At 66.2% G+C, this 15,025-nt stretch carries 15 protein-coding genes; 5 read left to right on the forward strand and 10 right to left on the reverse strand.

What is annotated here, in order from left to right; genetic code table 11:
- Positions 1 to 126: 126 nt before the first annotated feature.
- Positions 127 to 1,347 carry an LL-diaminopimelate aminotransferase gene (locus AC3RCC_RS18275; RefSeq protein WP_291636408.1) on the reverse strand — a complete coding sequence of 407 codons (1,221 nt, stop codon included), beginning with the start codon at positions 1,345 to 1,347 and terminating at the stop codon, positions 127 to 129.
- 413 nt (positions 1,348 to 1,760) lie between these two features.
- Here AC3RCC_RS18275 and AC3RCC_RS18280 point away from each other — a divergent pair, with 413 nt between their 5' ends.
- On the forward strand, positions 1,761 to 2,519 hold the full coding sequence (locus AC3RCC_RS18280) for a C40 family peptidase (RefSeq protein WP_492256161.1): 759 nt from the start codon (positions 1,761 to 1,763) through the stop codon (positions 2,517 to 2,519).
- A gap of 82 nt (positions 2,520 to 2,601) precedes the next feature.
- Here the strand turns inward: AC3RCC_RS18280 and AC3RCC_RS18285 are convergent, their stop codons facing one another.
- On the reverse strand, positions 2,602 to 2,955 hold the full coding sequence (locus AC3RCC_RS18285) for a hypothetical protein (protein WP_291636412.1): 354 nt from the start codon (positions 2,953 to 2,955) through the stop codon (positions 2,602 to 2,604).
- 184 nt (positions 2,956 to 3,139) lie between these two features.
- On the opposite strand from AC3RCC_RS18285, the gene phaC reads away from it, so the two are divergent.
- Positions 3,140 to 4,906, forward strand: a complete 1,767-nt coding sequence (gene phaC, locus AC3RCC_RS18290) for a class I poly(R)-hydroxyalkanoic acid synthase (RefSeq protein ID WP_492258799.1) — start codon at positions 3,140 to 3,142, stop codon at positions 4,904 to 4,906.
- A 170-nt stretch (positions 4,907 to 5,076) separates the two neighbouring features.
- Here phaC and AC3RCC_RS18295 read toward each other — a convergent pair whose 3' ends face one another.
- Positions 5,077 to 6,444, reverse strand: coding sequence for an OmpP1/FadL family transporter (locus AC3RCC_RS18295; RefSeq protein ID WP_291649860.1), 1,368 nt, complete (start codon positions 6,442 to 6,444; stop codon positions 5,077 to 5,079).
- 468 nt (positions 6,445 to 6,912) lie between these two features.
- On the opposite strand from AC3RCC_RS18295, the gene AC3RCC_RS18300 reads away from it, so the two are divergent.
- Positions 6,913 to 7,761, forward strand: a complete 849-nt coding sequence (locus AC3RCC_RS18300) for a fumarylacetoacetate hydrolase family protein (RefSeq protein ID WP_291636416.1) — start codon at positions 6,913 to 6,915, stop codon at positions 7,759 to 7,761.
- A 293-nt stretch (positions 7,762 to 8,054) separates the two neighbouring features.
- Here AC3RCC_RS18300 and argC read toward each other — a convergent pair whose 3' ends face one another.
- The 7 genes from argC to AC3RCC_RS18335 all read right to left on the reverse strand — a co-directional run bounded on the left by argC (position 8,055) and on the right by AC3RCC_RS18335 (position 13,330).
- The gene (gene argC, locus AC3RCC_RS18305; protein ID WP_492256162.1) at positions 8,055 to 8,987 is read right to left on the reverse strand and encodes an N-acetyl-gamma-glutamyl-phosphate reductase; all 933 of its coding nucleotides are present in this window, start codon (positions 8,985 to 8,987) and stop codon (positions 8,055 to 8,057) included.
- 346 nt (positions 8,988 to 9,333) lie between these two features.
- Positions 9,334 to 10,293 (reverse strand): agmatinase, encoded by a 960-nt coding sequence (gene speB / locus AC3RCC_RS18310; protein ID WP_492256163.1) that lies wholly within the window; start codon positions 10,291 to 10,293, stop codon positions 9,334 to 9,336.
- 20 nt (positions 10,294 to 10,313) lie between these two features.
- Positions 10,314 to 10,592 carry a hypothetical protein gene (locus tag AC3RCC_RS18315; protein WP_492256164.1) on the reverse strand — a complete coding sequence of 93 codons (279 nt, stop codon included), beginning with the start codon at positions 10,590 to 10,592 and terminating at the stop codon, positions 10,314 to 10,316.
- A gap of 205 nt (positions 10,593 to 10,797) precedes the next feature.
- Complete coding sequence (locus AC3RCC_RS18320; RefSeq protein WP_492256165.1) at positions 10,798 to 11,550, reverse strand: SDR family oxidoreductase; 753 nt, start codon at positions 11,548 to 11,550, stop codon at positions 10,798 to 10,800.
- A 136-nt stretch (positions 11,551 to 11,686) separates the two neighbouring features.
- Complete coding sequence (gene rpsI, locus AC3RCC_RS18325) at positions 11,687 to 12,166, reverse strand: 30S ribosomal protein S9 (RefSeq protein ID WP_291636425.1); 480 nt, start codon at positions 12,164 to 12,166, stop codon at positions 11,687 to 11,689.
- A 2-nt stretch (positions 12,167 to 12,168) separates the two neighbouring features.
- A complete protein-coding gene (rplM, locus tag AC3RCC_RS18330) occupies positions 12,169 to 12,630 on the reverse strand; it encodes a 50S ribosomal protein L13 (protein ID WP_066474843.1) in 462 nt (153 codons plus the stop codon).
- 283 nt (positions 12,631 to 12,913) lie between these two features.
- Positions 12,914 to 13,330, reverse strand: coding sequence for a PaaI family thioesterase (locus AC3RCC_RS18335; protein WP_291636431.1), 417 nt, complete (start codon positions 13,328 to 13,330; stop codon positions 12,914 to 12,916).
- Between the two features lie 105 nt (positions 13,331 to 13,435).
- On the opposite strand from AC3RCC_RS18335, the gene AC3RCC_RS18340 reads away from it, so the two are divergent.
- On the forward strand, positions 13,436 to 14,248 hold the full coding sequence (locus AC3RCC_RS18340; RefSeq protein ID WP_492256166.1) for an enoyl-CoA hydratase: 813 nt from the start codon (positions 13,436 to 13,438) through the stop codon (positions 14,246 to 14,248).
- Positions 14,249 to 14,359: 111 nt separating this feature from the next.
- Entirely contained in the window at positions 14,360 to 14,890 is a 531-nt protein-coding gene (locus AC3RCC_RS18345; protein ID WP_452118062.1) for a CoA-binding protein, read from the forward strand.
- The last annotated feature ends 135 nt before the right edge of the window (positions 14,891 to 15,025 follow it).

The raw sequence follows: 15,025 nt of genomic DNA on the forward strand, positions 1-15,025 counted from the left end.
CGCGATGCGGTCCAGCCCCGTCGCGCCCCGGCGCCGTTACGCCGCAGCGACATCGTCGAGACGCGGAACGTGCAGGGGGCGGCGCAACGCCGCCCCGGGGATCGATAGATCGGAGGGCGGCCGACCTCACCCGGCCTTCGGGATCTGGATGACGTTGTGCAGCGTCTGGTCGGCGGTCTTGAGGAAGCGGGCGATGTTGCGCGCCGCCTGGCGGATGCGCTGCTCGTTCTCGACGATGGCGATGCGGACGAAATCATCACCATGTTCGCCGAAGCCGATGCCCGGAGCGACCGCGACTTCGGCCTTCTCGATCAGGAGCTTCGAGAATTCCAGCGAGCCGAGATGGCGGAATTTCTCCGGGATCGGCACCCAGGCGAACATCGAGGCCTGCGGCGCGGGGAAGTCCCAGCCCGCCTTGGTGAAGCTCTCGACCAACGCGTCACGGCGCTTGCGATAGATCTCGCGCATTTCGCGGATGCAGTCGTCCGGGCCGTTCAGAGCCGCCGCGGCGGCGACCTGGATCGGCGTATAGGCGCCATAGTCGAGATAGGATTTCACGCGCGCCAGCGCGGCGAGAAGCCGCTCATTGCCCACGGCGAAGCCCATGCGCCAGCCGGCCATGGAGAAGGTCTTGGACATCGAAGTGAACTCGACGGTGACGTCGATCGCGCCGGGCACCTGCAGCATCGAGGGCGGCGGGTTGCTCTCGTCGAAATAGACCTCGGCATAGGCGAGATCCGAGAGCAGGATCAGCTCGTGCTTCTTCGCGAAGGCGACGAGATCGCGATAGAAATCCAGCGAGGCGGTATAGGCGGTCGGGTTCGCCGGATAGCAGGTGACGAGCGCGATCGGCTTCGGCACCGAATGCATCATCGCGCGCTCGAGCGCCGGGAAGAAGGCCGGCGTCGGCTCGGCCGGAACCGAGCGGATGACGCCGCCGGCCATCAGGAAGCCGAAGGCATGGATCGGATAGCTCGGATTGGGAACCAGCACGACGTCGCCCGGTCCGGTAATCGCCTGCGCCATGTTGGCGAAGCCCTCTTTCGAGCCGAGCGTGGCGACGATCTGCGTGTCCGGATTGAGCTTCACGCCGAAGCGGCGCTGATAGTAATTCGCCTGGGCACGGCGCAGGCCGGCGATGCCCTTGGAGGCGGAATAGCGGTCGGTGCGGGGCTTGCCGGCGGTCTCGACCAGCTTCTCGATGACGTGCTTCGGGGCCGGCAAATCGGGATTGCCCATGCCGAGATCGATGATGTCGACGCCCTTGGCTCGCTCGGCTGCCTTGATCTTGTTGACCTGCTCGAAAACGTAAGGCGGCAAACGCTTGATGCGGTGAAAATCGGTCATCTTGCTAAACGGTCCCTGGCCGAGCCGGCATTGAGGCGCGCCGAATGCGTCAAATCACATTCCTTGCGCCAAGATGCTCTAGCACTGCAACTTTCGGCGCGACAGGCCCAAAAACGCAAGAATCGTCGAAGCGCGACGCAAGGTCTCAGCCGCGGCACCAGCCTCCGCCGGAACGCCACGGCGAAGCTGCGCTCCAGCGTCAGCGTCACCGATACGTTCGGCTTTGCCCGAGACCTGACCGAACATTAATTTGCTCGCCAACGCCCCGACATGCGCCGGCGCCTATCTGTCGGGATGGCTGAGGCGAATCGCAGGCTGAAGATTCGCAGTGCCCGGGCCATCGTCCTGGCAGGGCCCCGCGACCTCCCGCCCCGGCATGGCGAGGCGCGACCGGCATGAGATTATCCGCAACGATGCTCGATCGGATTGGCCAACGGCTCGCCGGGTTTCTCCTGCGCGAGCGGCCGGGCCGCGAGCCTTTCACGCCATCCGATCCCGAGGAACTGCGGCGCAGCTTGCGGCCGGGAGATGTCGTGCTCGTGGCCGGCTCCAACCGGGTTTCGACGGCCATCAAATATCTGACGCATTCGACCTGGTCGCATGCCGCGCTCTATGTCGGGAACGTCCTCGGCCCGCCGAAGACCGGGGACGAGCCTCACACGCTCATCGAAGTGGTCCTCGACGCGGGCTGCCGGTCGATTCCCTTGTCCAACCTCGAACATTTTCACACGCGCATATGCCGGCCGGTCGGACTGACCGACGCCGACCGGCGCAGCCTGGTCGATTTCATGATCTCGCGACTCGGCATTCGCTACGACACGCGCAACATCATCGACCTGGCGCGCTACCTGCTGCCGACGCTGCCCGTGCCATCGCACTGGCGCCGCCGCATGATCGCACTCGGCTCGGGGGAGCCGACGCGGGCGATCTGCTCGACCTTGATTGCGGAAGCGTTCGAGCGCGTCGGCTATCCGATCCTGCCGCGCATCGAGCTCGGCCCGGCGATCCGGCGCGGCCCCGATGACTGGCGCCATCAGGAACTGCTGCACATCCGGCATTTCAGCCTCTACGCGCCCGCCGATTTCGACATCTCCCCGTATTTCCAGATCGTCAAGCCGGGGCTGGATGAGGGCTTCGACTACAAGGCTCTGACATGGGGCGACGGCCCTTGAGGCCGAATCGGCGCGACGGAACTTCCATGAGCCCCATCGCCGTCCGCCATCCTTGGACGGTGACCGGCAGGCTCGCCCGGGCTCAGTTGCTCGGCTGCGCCGCCGCCGGCGCGGGCGGCGGCGTCTTGCCCAGGCTTTGCGCCTGCACTCCGGCGGCTTCGTTGGAAATCCGCTTCGCTTCGAGCTCAGCCTCGAGCTTCTTGAATTCCTCCACGGTCTTGCGCTTGGCGTCGCGCGTGACCGCCGTGCCGACCGGCACGTATTTCGGGTCCTGCGGCCTGGTTTCGAGCACGAAGGGCTTGGGCTCGGCCGGCTTGGTGGCGAGATCGGTGAACTCCGCGACGCCGCGCGCAGCCTCACAGCCGCCGAGCAGCATGCCGAGCAGCGCAGCGGCGCAAACGACCTTCGGCGAGGTCCGGACCAGGGCTTGGGGCATTGCCGGGGCTCTCACGATTTTCCTTTGTCACTCTTATCGGTTAGGTCCTTAATGGGTCCGCAATGCGGAGTTCAACTCCCGCAGAACGCAATCGCAAGGGAGCGCTACCATGAGGCCACCGGCCGGCAGCAAGGGCAAGAGTGCGCAGGCCCAGGCCGAGCCGCCGGTGCTCGACGCGCCGACTATGCCGGATTTCGACGCGATGGCGCAGAACATGGGCAAGCTGGTCGAACAGGCCGGCAAGGTGACCGCCGCCTATCTGAAGCCGATCGAACGCGGCGAAGCCAAGACCGGCGCCGCCGACGAGGCCAGCGAGATGGTCAAGGTGCTCGGACGGGTGGCCGAGCGCTGGGTCAGCGATCCCCATAAGATCATCGAGGCCCAGGCCTCCATCACGACTGATTTCCTCAGCCTGTGGAGCGCGACGCTGAAGCGCCTGGGCGGTGAGCCGGCCGAGCCGGTGATCGAGCCGGAAAAGCGCGATGCCCGCTTCTCCGATCCCGAATGGCAGAGCCATCCGGTCTTCGATTTCGTCAAGCAGGCCTATCTGCTGTCGTCACGCTGGGCCGAGAGCATGGTCGAGCAGGCGGAGGATCTCGACCCGCACACCCGCGACAGGGCGCGCTTCTACGTCAAGCAGATCGCCGGGGCCCTCTCCCCCTCGAATTTCGTCGCGACCAATCCGGAGCTGCTGCGCGAGACCCTGGCCCAGAACGGCGAGAATCTGGTGCGCGGCATGAAGATGCTGGCCGAAGACATCGAGGCCGGCGGCGGCGAGCTCAAAATCCGGCAATCCGACACGCGCGCCTTCGAGGTCGGCGTCAACATCGCGACGACCCCCGGCAAGGTGATCTATCGGAACGACATCATCGAGCTTATCCAGTACGCGCCCGCGACGCCGAAGGTGCTGAAGCGGCCACTGCTGATCGTACCGCCCTGGATCAACAAGTTCTACATCCTCGACCTCAACCCCGAGAAGAGCTTCATCCGCTGGTGCGTCGAGCAGGGGCTGACGGTCTTCTGCATTTCCTGGGTCAACCCCGACCATCGCCATGCTCTGAAGGATTTCGAGAGCTATATGCGCGAAGGCATCTTCGCGGCGCTCGAGGCGGTCGAGCAGGCGACCGGCGAGAAGCAGGTCTCCGCGATCGGCTATTGCGTCGGCGGCACGCTGCTCGGCGTCACCCTCGCCTATATGGCGGCCATGCGAGACAAGCGCATCGCCAGCGCCACCTTCTTCACCACGCAGGTCGACTTCTCCAATGCCGGCGAGCTCTCGGTCTTCGTCGACGAGGACCAGATCCGCACTCTCGAGGAACAGATGGCCGAGCGCGGCTATCTCGATGGCGCACGCATGGCCGGCGCCTTCAACATGCTGCGGCCGAACGACCTGATCTGGTCCTATGCGGTCAACAACTACCTGAAGGGCAAGGCTCCGACCGCCTTCGACCTGCTCTACTGGAACTCGGATTCGACGCGGATGCCGGCGGCGAACCACTCCTTCTATCTGCGCAACTGCTATCTCGACAACAAGCTGACCAAGGGCGAGATGCGGATCGGCGGCAAGCTGCTCGACCTCGGCAAGGTCACCATCCCCGTCTACAATCTCGCGACGAAAGAGGACCATATCGCACCCGCGAAATCGGTCTTCATCGGCTCGCAGTCCTTCGGCGGCCCGGTCGACTACGTCATGGCCGGTTCCGGCCACATCGCCGGCGTGGTCAACCCGCCGAGCAAGGTGAAGTACCAGTTCTGGACCGGCCCCCGGCCCGAAGGCGCCTTCGAGGACTGGGCCAGGCAGGCGCAGGAGCATCCGGGCTCCTGGTGGCCGCATTGGTTCGCCTGGCTCGCGGAGCAGGCGCCCAAGCAGGTCGAGGCCCGGATCCCCGGCGACGGCAAGCTCACGCCGCTCGAAGACGCGCCGGGCAGCTATGTAAAGGTCAGGGCCTGACCCACATGCCCACTGCGGTCTGCGCGCGACCTTCGCGCCGACCCTGACCGAACGAACTAACGCTCGCGCGGGCCGGCCGAGCAAAGTGGTCTCGGCCCGCCCCTCCCGGCTCTCCCTGAACGAAAAAAGCCGGCCCGAAGGCCGGCTTTCGCGTCGCTCTCTGGCGAAGCTCAGTATTTGCGGACGACCGGGCGAACCGGAACCGTCTCGGTCGGATTGTCCCAGCGATAGGTGAGCGCGGCCGAAACGATGTGAACGTAAGGCTCGGCCTCGGCCGTGTAGGAGATCGCCCGCAAGGCCGGGTTCACGACCTGCTGGGGATGGTTGCCGGTATAGTTCACCTTGGCCTTGTTGACGTGGATATAGGTGTAGCCGACATCGACCTTCAGCTTCTCGGTGAGCTGATAGCTCGCACCAGCGCTGAGCCAGAGCCGGTCATTGTCCGAGATGAAGATCTGGCGGTTGTAGTCATTGACGGCCGAGAGCTCATAGGCGACGCCGGCGCGGAGCGTGAGGTCACGGTTGTACTTGTATTCCAGACCCGCCGAGAAGTACCAGCTGTCGTCATACTGGAAGTTCAGGCTGGTGACCGGCGCCCCGGTGAGCTGGCTGACCACCGGGATGTTGCGGAACCGGCTCCAATTGGTCCACTCGACGCCAAGATGGGCCTGCCACTGGTCGTTGATGACCTGAGAAACACCGAAGACCACGGAATCGGGCAGGTTCAGATTGGCCTTGACCGGGAAGGCGGCCGTCGGCGTCGGCCCCGCCGAGACGCGCATGGTGCCTTCCAGCGTCTGCCGGACAGAGGAGCGATAGCCCAGGCCGATCGTGGTGCCGTCGAACGGCGTCAGCGTGAGGCCGAGGCGATAGCCGAAATCGATCGTGTCGCCTTCGATGATGATCGGCGCGGCGTTCGCGGCGATGCCATTGGCCTGCTTCAGGCTGGCGTTGAACCACTGGATCTGCATGGCAGCGCCGACGGAGAGCCAGTCATTGACCTTGTAGCCCATCGTCGGCGCGACGTTGAAGGTCTGCACCTTCGCCGAACGGCCGAAGGCCTGCGCCGCATTGACCTGGTTGTCGGGCTTCGAACGCAGACCGAAGGGCGCGCCGGTGGTGAGGCCGATCCAGAACCGGTCGGTGAGCTGCCAGGCGGAATAGGAAGCGGGGATGAAGCCGCCATCGCCGCCGATATTGCCGGTTCCGAGCGGGCTGCCGCCGACTGCCTGGATCGGCACGCGACCGCGCGGGGTCAGGACCGTGGTCGTCGAGGTCGGCTGATAATCGCCGCTGGCATAGAGATAGGTGAAGTTCCACTGGCTGTGGCGGCCGGGAAACATGGTGATCGTCGCCGGGTTCCAAGCCATGGAGCCCATGCCGATGCCGCCGGCGGCGGCGCCGGCATAGGCCATGCCGAGGCCCTCGGCGCTCTGTCCGCTGCGGATCGCGAAGGAACTGGCCGACGCGGCACCAGCCGCGAGCAGTGCGGCGAGCGAAACCGTGGCAGCGGCAGTGTATCTCCGAAGGCTCGTCATCGCGGCGTCTTTCCCCAGGCTGAGGTTCTTGTTGGCACCGCCTCGGCAATGCCGGACGGAATCTGACCGCCAGCATGCCGTGAGCCCCCGCCTGCCGCAATCCCGCCGCGTTCGCCGCATTTTCGCCACGCCTCGCCCTGGCTATCGCAAGGGAAGCGCGAAAAACGGGCAGAAACAGCAGTTTTCGGGAGGCCGAATCCGAGTCGGGGCGCGGAACAGATGGTTTATATAAGAACTATTGCCGATTTTGCGTTGTGCACCGCAAAATGCGGCATTTTCTCCACCCACGGGCGATTGTTCTTTGCTGAACAGCGTTGCAAAAGCATCACAGCACCCGGCTCCCCGCCGAGCAGGCATGCCATGCGCGCGCGCGGGCTTGCGCAGCGCGCGCCGTCCGCACAGGATCGGCGCGGCACTCGGCCCTTGGCGGCCGCTCACTTTGAAACGATTGAACTAGGGGGAAACGACGTGAAATTGGTTCGTTATGGTGCGTTTGGTCAGGAGAAGCCCGGTCTGATCGACGCGGCCGGAAAGCTGCGGGACCTGTCCGCGCATGTGCCCGACATCGCGGGTGCGGCGCTGAAATCGGCCTCGCTCGGCAAGCTGAAGGGCATCGCGCCCGAATCGCTGCCGCTGGTCGAGGGCGAACCGCGAATCGGCGCCTGCGTCGGCGATGTCCGGAATTTCATCGCGGTCGGCCTCAACTTCGCCGACCATGCCGAGGAAACCGGTTCGCCGATCCCCAAGGAGCCGATCCTGTTCAACAAGGCGCCGAACTGCATCGTCGGCCCGAATGACGACGTCATCATTCCGAAGGGCTCCGAGAAGACCGACTGGGAAGTCGAGCTCGCGATCGTCATCGGCGACGGCGGCTCCTATATCGAAGAGAAGGACGCGATGGCGGCGATCGCCGGCTTCTGCGTCTGCAACGACGTCTCCGAGCGCGCCTTCCAGATCGAGCGCGGCGGCCAGTGGGCAAAGGGCAAGGGCTGCCCGACCTTCGGTCCGCTCGGCCCCTGGCTGGTCACCCCGGACGAGATCGCCGATGTGCAGAATCTCTCCATGTGGCTCGAGGTGAATGGCGAGCGCGTTCAGAACGGCTCGTCCAAGACCATGATCTTCGGCGCGGCCTATCTCGTCCACTATATCAGCCAGTTCATGCGGCTCGATCCAGGTGACGTGATCACCACCGGCACCCCGCCCGGCGTCGGCCTCGGCTTCAAGCCGCCGCGCTTCCTGAAGGGCGGCGAGACCGTGACGCTCGGCATCGAGGGGCTCGGCACGCAGAAGCAGAAGTTCAAGGCTTACGGAGCCTGATAAAAAAGCGCCGCCGGGGCTGTTCGACCCAGCCCGGGCGGCGCACGTCCCGACAACGTCTGGCGCAGCGGAGACAGTTCCGTTCGCGCCCTTGCCGAAGATCGGCATGCGGACGCGACCAGGAACAGGCTATGCGCGTCAGCCCGACGCACCTCATCCCCCATTTGGGGGGTCGTGACGAAAAAATTCACGAGCAAACCGCAGATGCAGATTTGAACTGCGAGGAAGCGGCATGAAAATGGCCCGACTCGCGCCGGGCCATTCGTCAAATCGCCGGCCGATGCCGGGCCCGGTCAGGCCTCGGGCAGACCGAGCATCAGGCGGATGTTCTGCACCGCGGCCCCGGACGCCCCCTTGCCGAGATTGTCGAGCCGCGCCACCAACACCGCCTGGCCGAGCTCGTCGTTGCCGAAGACGCGCAGTTCGAGCTTGTTGGTGTCGTTCAACGCCTGCGGCTCGAGCTTGCCATCGGCGGTAGCCGGCAGCACCGAGACGAAGCTCGAGCCGGCATAGCGGGACGACAGAGCCTCATGCAGATCGGCGGTCTTCGGCTTGCCCGGCAGTGCGCCCAGATGCAGCGGCACGCTGACCAGCATGCCCTGCCGGAAATTGCCGACCGACGGCACGAAGATCGGCCGCCGCTCCAGCCGCGAATAAAGCTGCAGCTCCGGCAGATGCTTGTGCTTCAGGCCGAGGCCGTAGAGTTCGAAATCCGGCGCCGTGCCGGCCTCATAGGCCTCGATCATCGCCTTGCCGCCACCGGAATAGCCGGAGACGGCATTCACCGTGATCGGATGGTCGGCGGGCAGCAGGCCAGCGTCGACAAGCGGGCGCAAGAGCGCGATGCCGCCGGTCGGATAGCAGCCGGGATTGGAGACGCGGTTGGCGTTGGCGACCTTCTGCGCGAAGCCGGGCTCCAGTTCGGCGAAGCCATAGGTCCAGTCCGGCGCGACGCGGTGCGCGGTCGAGGCATCGACGATTTTCGGCGCGTGGGCGCCGAGCTCGTCGGCGAGCGCGACCGATTCCTTCGCCGCATCGTCGGGCAGGCAGAGCACGACGAGGTCGACGCCGGCCATCATCTCCTTGCGGGCGGCCGGATCCTTGCGCTTTTCCGGCGCGATGCTCTTGACCACCACCTCAGGCACCGCAGCGAGGCGGTCGCGGATGCCGAGCCCGGTGGTGCCGGCCTCGCCGTCGATGAAGATGGATTTCAGGTTCTGGCTCATCGGACCCTCGCAAGGTGTCTGGCGGGCGCCGGCCGAAACTGCTTGGCCGGCTTCGGGCATAAAAAAACCGCGCTCTCTGGCGCGGTCGCGGACGTTCGGACTTCTAGCCGAGCGTCATCGCGGGCGCGCCGGGGCGGCCGTGGCGGTGCGACGTCGGATCGGGTTCTTGACCATGCGTCGCTATATGTTCGCTGGCCGGCCGGCTGTCAATGCAAAGGCCTGCGCGCCTCGCTGCCGGCCACCATGCGCGCCGCGAAGCCGAGCATGGTGGCCGGAGATTCCGCAATGATCGGAATCCCCTGCGCGGCGACGCTGCCAGGATGATTCCGGACCTTCAGAAGCCGATTCAGCGCGCGGCCTTTTTCAACGCCAGCGCCTGGACGTAGTGCTGCGCCACGGCCGCCCCCGCGATCGCAGTCGCGTCGGCATGGTCATAGGGCGGCGAGACCTCGACGATGTCCATGCCGCGGAAGTCGAGATCGCGGATCGCCCAGACCATCTGCAGCGCCTGCGCCGACGAAAGCCCGCCGGCGACCGGCGTGCCGGTGCCGGGCGCGAAAGCCGGGTCGACCGCATCGATGTCGAAGGTCAGATAGGCCGGCCCCTGCCCGACCCGCTCCTTGATCCGGGCCGCGACGCCCTCGATCCCGAGCGCATGGGCCTGATAGCCGTCGAGCACCTCGATGCCACAATCGCGCGGCGCGACGGTGCGGATGCCGACCTGGATCGAGCGCTCGACATCGATCAGATCCTCGCGCACCGCCTCGAGCACGAAGGTGCCGTGGCTGATCGCACCGACACCATCATCCCAGGTGTCCTGATGCGCGTCGAACTGCACGAGCGCCAGCTTGCCGTGCCGCGCGACATGGGCGCGCAGCAGCGGCAGGGTGATGAAATGGTCGCCGCCAAGCGTGACGAGATGGGCGCCGGTCGCGATGATCGCGGCGGCCTCGGTCTCGATCGCCCGGGCGCAACCCTGAAGGTCGCTGCGCGGCAGCATGCAATCGCCATAGTCGACGGCGGCCAGGATCTCGAACGGATCAACCCGCGACGGGTACTGGGCATCACCATCGAAGATCGCGCTGACGCGGCGCATGGCCTGCGGTCCGAAACGGGTTCCGGGGCGGTTCGAGACGGCCAGGTCGAAGGGGACGCCCCAGATCGCAAGGTCGCAGCCGGCGACGTCCTTGCTGTAGCGCCGGCGCATGAAGGAGAGCGCGCCGGCATAGGTCGGATCATGCGCCGGGCCCTTGCGGCCCCCGGTGAAAGCGTGGTCGATCGTCGGGGTTTCGGCAGGTTCGGTCATGGTCGGTTCCTGAAGAAGGCTCAGCGGCGGCCGCTCAGCCAGACATGGAGACACCAGGGCAGGATCAGGGCGAGCCCGGTGAGAACGAGGCGAAGGGTCGTCCAGGCGATCGGATGCTGCAGCGCCCGGCCGTCGAGCTCGGGCACGCCATGGATCAGGCCGAGCGCGAAGGCCGGCGCCAGGAAGACCACCAGCGCATTGAAGATCCGCCGTCCGCGCGGCAGATCGGTGCGCGCCAGCGCCAGCAGAGCCGGCACGGCGACCATGCCGAAAGCGATCAGAACGAGCAGGACGCGCATGAGCTGCCTTCTGCCGGGTGAATGAGCAGCCGCTTTAGCACGCCAGCCGTCCGGTTCCAGCCATGAACGGCCGGAAACGGGCGAACAGCCACTTCTACCCGGCTATAGCATCGGACCGAAAAGTGGACTCCACTTTCCGGAAAATTCCGATGCGATAACAAAAAGATGGATCGCCGTGACCGCGTCCGAACGGACACGCGGCGATCTAGCGCCCGCCGCCGACCCGGATGATCGAGCCGACCATGTAGGACGCCGCCTCCGAGAGCGCGAACAGCACCGCTTCGGCGATCTCCTCGGGCTGCGCGACGCGCTTCAGCGGGATCGTCGGGGCGATGCGGGCGACGCGGCCGGGATCGCCGGTCGAAACGGCGTGGATGTCCGTCTCGGTCATGCCGGGCGCCACCGCATTGACGCGGATCCCCTGCGGCGCGAGTTCCTTGGCGAGGCCGACGGTGAGGGAATCGACTGCCGCCTTCGAGGCCGCGTACCAGACATATTCGTCGGGCGAGCCGAGACCGGCGGCGATCGAGGAGATGTTGACGATCGAACGGTTCTTCGCGCCCGTATTGGCGAGCAGGGCCCGCGCCGCCTCGCGCGCCACCAGGATCGCGCCTGTGACGTTGAGATCGATGCAGGCGCGGATGACCTCCGCCTGCGCCGCGACGAGCGGGCTCGACTTGCCGGTGATCGCGGCATTGTTGACCACGGCGGTCAACGGCCCGAGCGCGGCCTTGGCCTCGGCGAAGACGCGGAGGATGTCGGCCTCCAGCGCCATGTCGCCCTGCAGCGCCACGGCCTTGGCCCCCGCCCGCTCGCAGGCAGCGACGACCTTAGCCGCCGCAGCGGCATTGCCCTGATAGTTGACGGCGACGTCATAGCCGCGCTCGGCGGCGAAACGGCAGATGGCGGCACCGATGCCGCGGCTGCCGCCGGTGACGAGAAGGACGGGACGGGGCATGGAAAGCTCCTTGGCGCGGTCTCCGGCTCGGATCCTGCGCGTCATCGTGAATGGCGGGCCATCAAAACGAAAAAGGGCGGCTCTTGCGAGCCGCCCCGATGCATGGCCGGCAGAAAGCCGGCGAGTGCCTTGCCGATCAGCGCTTCGAGAACTGGAAGCTGCGGCGAGCCTTGGCCCGGCCGAACTTCTTGCGCTCGACGACGCGCGCGTCGCGGGTCAGGAAGCCTTCCTTCTTGAGCGGGCCGCGCAGCTCAGGCTCGTAATGGGTCAGAGCCTTGGAGATGCCGTGGCGCACCGCGCCGGCCTGGCCGGAGAGGCCGCCGCCCTTGACCGTGACGACAACGTCGTACTGGGTCAGGCGATCGACGATCTGCAGCGGCTGCTGCAGGATCATCCGCAGCACCGGGCGGGCGAAATAGACTTCCTGATCACGGGTGTTGACCGTGATCTTGCCGGTACCGGGCTTCAGCCAGACGCGGGCGATGGCGTTCTTGCGCTTGCCGGTGGCATAGGCGCGGCCATGGGCATCGACCTTCTTGACGTGCACGGGAGCCTCGGGCTGGGTGCCCTTGGCGACCTGGCCGAGCTGATCGAGCGACTGCAGGACTTCGGCCATCGTCAGACCCTCGCATTCTTGCGGTTGAGCGCCGAGACGTCGAGGGCCTCAGGCGACTGGGCGGCGTGCGGATGCTCCGAACCCTTGTAGACACGCAGGTTCCCGAGGATCTGGCGGAACAGCGGGCCGCGCGGCAGCATGCGCTCGACCGCCTTCTCGACGATGCGCTCCGGGAAGCGACCCTCGAGGATGAAGCGCGCGGAGCGCTCCTTGATGCCGCCCGGATAACCGGTGTGGTGATAGTAGTTCTTCTGCTCGCGCTTGCGCCCGGTCAGAACCACCTTCTCGGCGTTGATGACGATGATGTTGTCGCCGCAGTCGACATGCGGGGTGTAGGCGGCCTTGTGCTTGCCGCGCAGACGCATCGCCACCACGGAGGCGAGACGGCCGACGACGAGCCCGGAGGCATCGATCACAACCCACTTCTTTTCGACATCGGCGGGCTTGAGCGAGATGGTCTTCATCGCGGCACCCTTCGGCTGCTTGAAAAAAGGACAAGCCGCCGGAAGGCCGGCGGCGGTGTGTGGCGGTGGATAGGCGGCAAGCCTCGCGATGTCAAGCGGCGATAACGCCGATATCAGCCAAAAAAGGCATTGTTTTCAGTGCAGTGCCGGAAACGGTATTTAGATACCGCGCTCAATGCCTCAGCGTCATGACCGAGCTTGACCGGACCATCTCTGCAACCAGCGAGATCCTGTCAGGAGATTGCCGGATCTCCGCTGCGCTCTGCCCGAGAATGACGCCAAGTCAGCGTTCGCTCGGGATCGAATAGGTGCCGGTGGCGTGGCAGACGATCTCGCTCTCGCCCTGCGAGTAGAGGGAGACCTCGCCGATCGCGAGCCGCTTGCCGAGCTTGAGGAGCCTCGCCTCGGCGATCAGCGCCGCCTGGCCGGGCTTGCGCAGGAAATTGTAGTTCAGGCTGGTGGTCACCGCGAGGGCGACCGGGCCGATCTGGGCGAGGATCGCGACATAGAGCGCGAGATCGGCCAGCGCCATCATGGTGGGGCCGGAAATCGTGCCGCCCGGCCGCAGGTGCCGCTCATGATAGTCGCAGCGCATGCGGGCGCTGAGCGGCCCGACCTCCTCGACGAAATAAGTCCGCCCGCCATAGTGGAGCTGCGGAAAGATCCGATCGAGATAGGCCTCGATCTCGGAGGCGCTCATGCGTGTCGTCATCGTGCGGAAAACCGAAAGCTGGCAGGACGCTACGCCCCTTGCAGCATGGCCGCCGCACTCCGACAATAGGCGGAACATCGAAAGGCCCATGCCATGAACGCCCATATCCGGCCCGAGGCCGCGCCGGTTCTGCTCCGCCAGGATGCCGACGGCATCGCCACGCTGACGCTGAACCGGCCGCAGGCCCGCAATCCGCTGAGCGAAGCGATGCTGACCGCGCTCGCCGAGAGCTTCACCGCCATAGCCGCCGACCGCAGCATACGCGCCGTGGTGCTGACCGCCGCCGGCCCGGTCTTCTCCGCAGGGCACGATCTCAAGGAGATGAGCGCGCGGCGCGCCGATCCAGATCGCGGCCGCGCCTATTTCGCCGACATTCTCGGGCGCTGCTCGCGGGTGATGCAGCAGATCACCGCCCTGCCCCAGCCGGTCATCGCCGCCGTCGAGGGCACGGCGACCGCGGCCGGCTGCCAGCTCGTCGCCAGTTGCGACCTCGCCGTCGCCGGCGCGGAAGCGCGCTTCAGCACGCCCGGAGTCCATATCGGCCTGTTCTGCTCGACGCCGATGGTGGCGCTGTCGCGCAACCTCTCGGCCAAGCACGCCATGGAGATGCTGCTGCTCGGCGAGATGGTCCCGGCGCAGGATGCCGCAAGGATGGGGCTGGTCAACCGCGTCGTCCCGGCCGGCCAGGCGCTGGCGGGTGCCCAGGCGCTTGCCGCGATCATCGCCTCGAAATCCGCGGCGACGGTGAAGACCGGCAAGCGCACCTTCTATGAGCAGCGCGAAATGGGGCTGAAGGCGGCCTATGACCATGCCAGCGCCGTGATGGTCGAAAACATGCTGGCGCGCGACGCCGAGGAAGGCATCGGCGCCTTCATCGAGAAACGGCCGCCAGTTTGGGAGCGATGATTGCCCTGGCGCGCGCCGGCCGGGCTTGACCCGCCTCGCCGATGACCACTATCCGCCAGCCCCCGGGCTTCGCGGGCCTTGCACCCTGTTTCGACCGAGAATGACGAGACGATGGACCACGAATCCTACGCCGACAGCCTGATCCGCGACATCCTGAAGAGCGTGAAGCGCATCGCGTTGGTCGGCGCCTCCGCCAACGAGGCGCGCCCGAGCTGGATCGTCACCAAATACCTGCTCGACCGCGGCTATGAGGTGATCCCGGTCAATCCCGGTCTCGCCGGCCAGACCCTGCTCGGCAGGGCCGTCTACGGCTCGCTCAAGGACATTCCCGGACCGGTCGACATGGTCGAGATCTTCCGCAACTCGGAAGCCGCCGGCCCGATCACCGACGAGGCGCTGACCCTCGATCCGCTGCCGAAAGTGATCTGGATGCAGCTCTCGGTGCGCAATGACGAGGCCGCCGCCCGGGCCGAGGCGAAGGGTCTCACCGTGATCATGAACCGCTGCCCGAAGATCGAATATGGCCGGCTCTCCGGCGAGATCGGCTGGCAGGGCATCAATTCGCGCATCCTCTCCTCGAAGAAGCCGGCGCTCGCCGGCAAGGGCTTCCAGAAACTGACGATCAACCGGCCGGGGACATAAGTTCATCGCGGCCGCACCGGCTTGAAGGCGGTGCACGTTGCGGCCAGCCTCCCAACTCGTCCCGGACGAGCGAGCTGGTGCTGAAGACCGGCATCAAGCTCGGCGCGTCGCGCCTGCAGCCCGCCGGCATCCGAA

It is taken from the genome of Allobosea sp. GW823-FHT01F03 (assembly GCF_058798075.1).

Excerpts from the sequence above, each read along its gene's own strand:
- AC3RCC_RS18275 (WP_291636408.1), bottom strand. The coding sequence starts at position 1,347 with ATGACCGATTTTCACCGCATCAAGCGTTTGCCGCCTTACGTTTTCGAG.
- AC3RCC_RS18280 (WP_492256161.1), top strand. The coding sequence starts at position 1,761 with ATGCTCGATCGGATTGGCCAACGGCTCGCCGGGTTTCTCCTGCGCGAG.
- AC3RCC_RS18285 (WP_291636412.1), bottom strand. The coding sequence starts at position 2,955 with ATGCCCCAAGCCCTGGTCCGGACCTCGCCGAAGGTCGTTTGCGCCGCT.
- phaC (WP_492258799.1), top strand. The coding sequence starts at position 3,140 with ATGCCGGATTTCGACGCGATGGCGCAGAACATGGGCAAGCTGGTCGAA.
- AC3RCC_RS18295 (WP_291649860.1), bottom strand. The coding sequence starts at position 6,444 with ATGACGAGCCTTCGGAGATACACTGCCGCTGCCACGGTTTCGCTCGCC.
- argC (WP_492256162.1), bottom strand. The coding sequence starts at position 8,987 with ATGAGCCAGAACCTGAAATCCATCTTCATCGACGGCGAGGCCGGCACC.
- speB (WP_492256163.1), bottom strand. The coding sequence starts at position 10,293 with ATGACCGAACCTGCCGAAACCCCGACGATCGACCACGCTTTCACCGGG.
- AC3RCC_RS18315 (WP_492256164.1), bottom strand. The coding sequence starts at position 10,592 with ATGCGCGTCCTGCTCGTTCTGATCGCTTTCGGCATGGTCGCCGTGCCG.
- AC3RCC_RS18320 (WP_492256165.1), bottom strand. The coding sequence starts at position 11,550 with ATGCCCCGTCCCGTCCTTCTCGTCACCGGCGGCAGCCGCGGCATCGGT.
- rpsI (WP_291636425.1), bottom strand. The coding sequence starts at position 12,166 with ATGGCCGAAGTCCTGCAGTCGCTCGATCAGCTCGGCCAGGTCGCCAAG.
- rplM (WP_066474843.1), bottom strand. The coding sequence starts at position 12,630 with ATGAAGACCATCTCGCTCAAGCCCGCCGATGTCGAAAAGAAGTGGGTT.
- AC3RCC_RS18335 (WP_291636431.1), bottom strand. The coding sequence starts at position 13,330 with ATGAGCGCCTCCGAGATCGAGGCCTATCTCGATCGGATCTTTCCGCAG.
- AC3RCC_RS18340 (WP_492256166.1), top strand. The coding sequence starts at position 13,436 with ATGAACGCCCATATCCGGCCCGAGGCCGCGCCGGTTCTGCTCCGCCAG.
- AC3RCC_RS18345 (WP_452118062.1), top strand. The coding sequence starts at position 14,360 with ATGGACCACGAATCCTACGCCGACAGCCTGATCCGCGACATCCTGAAG.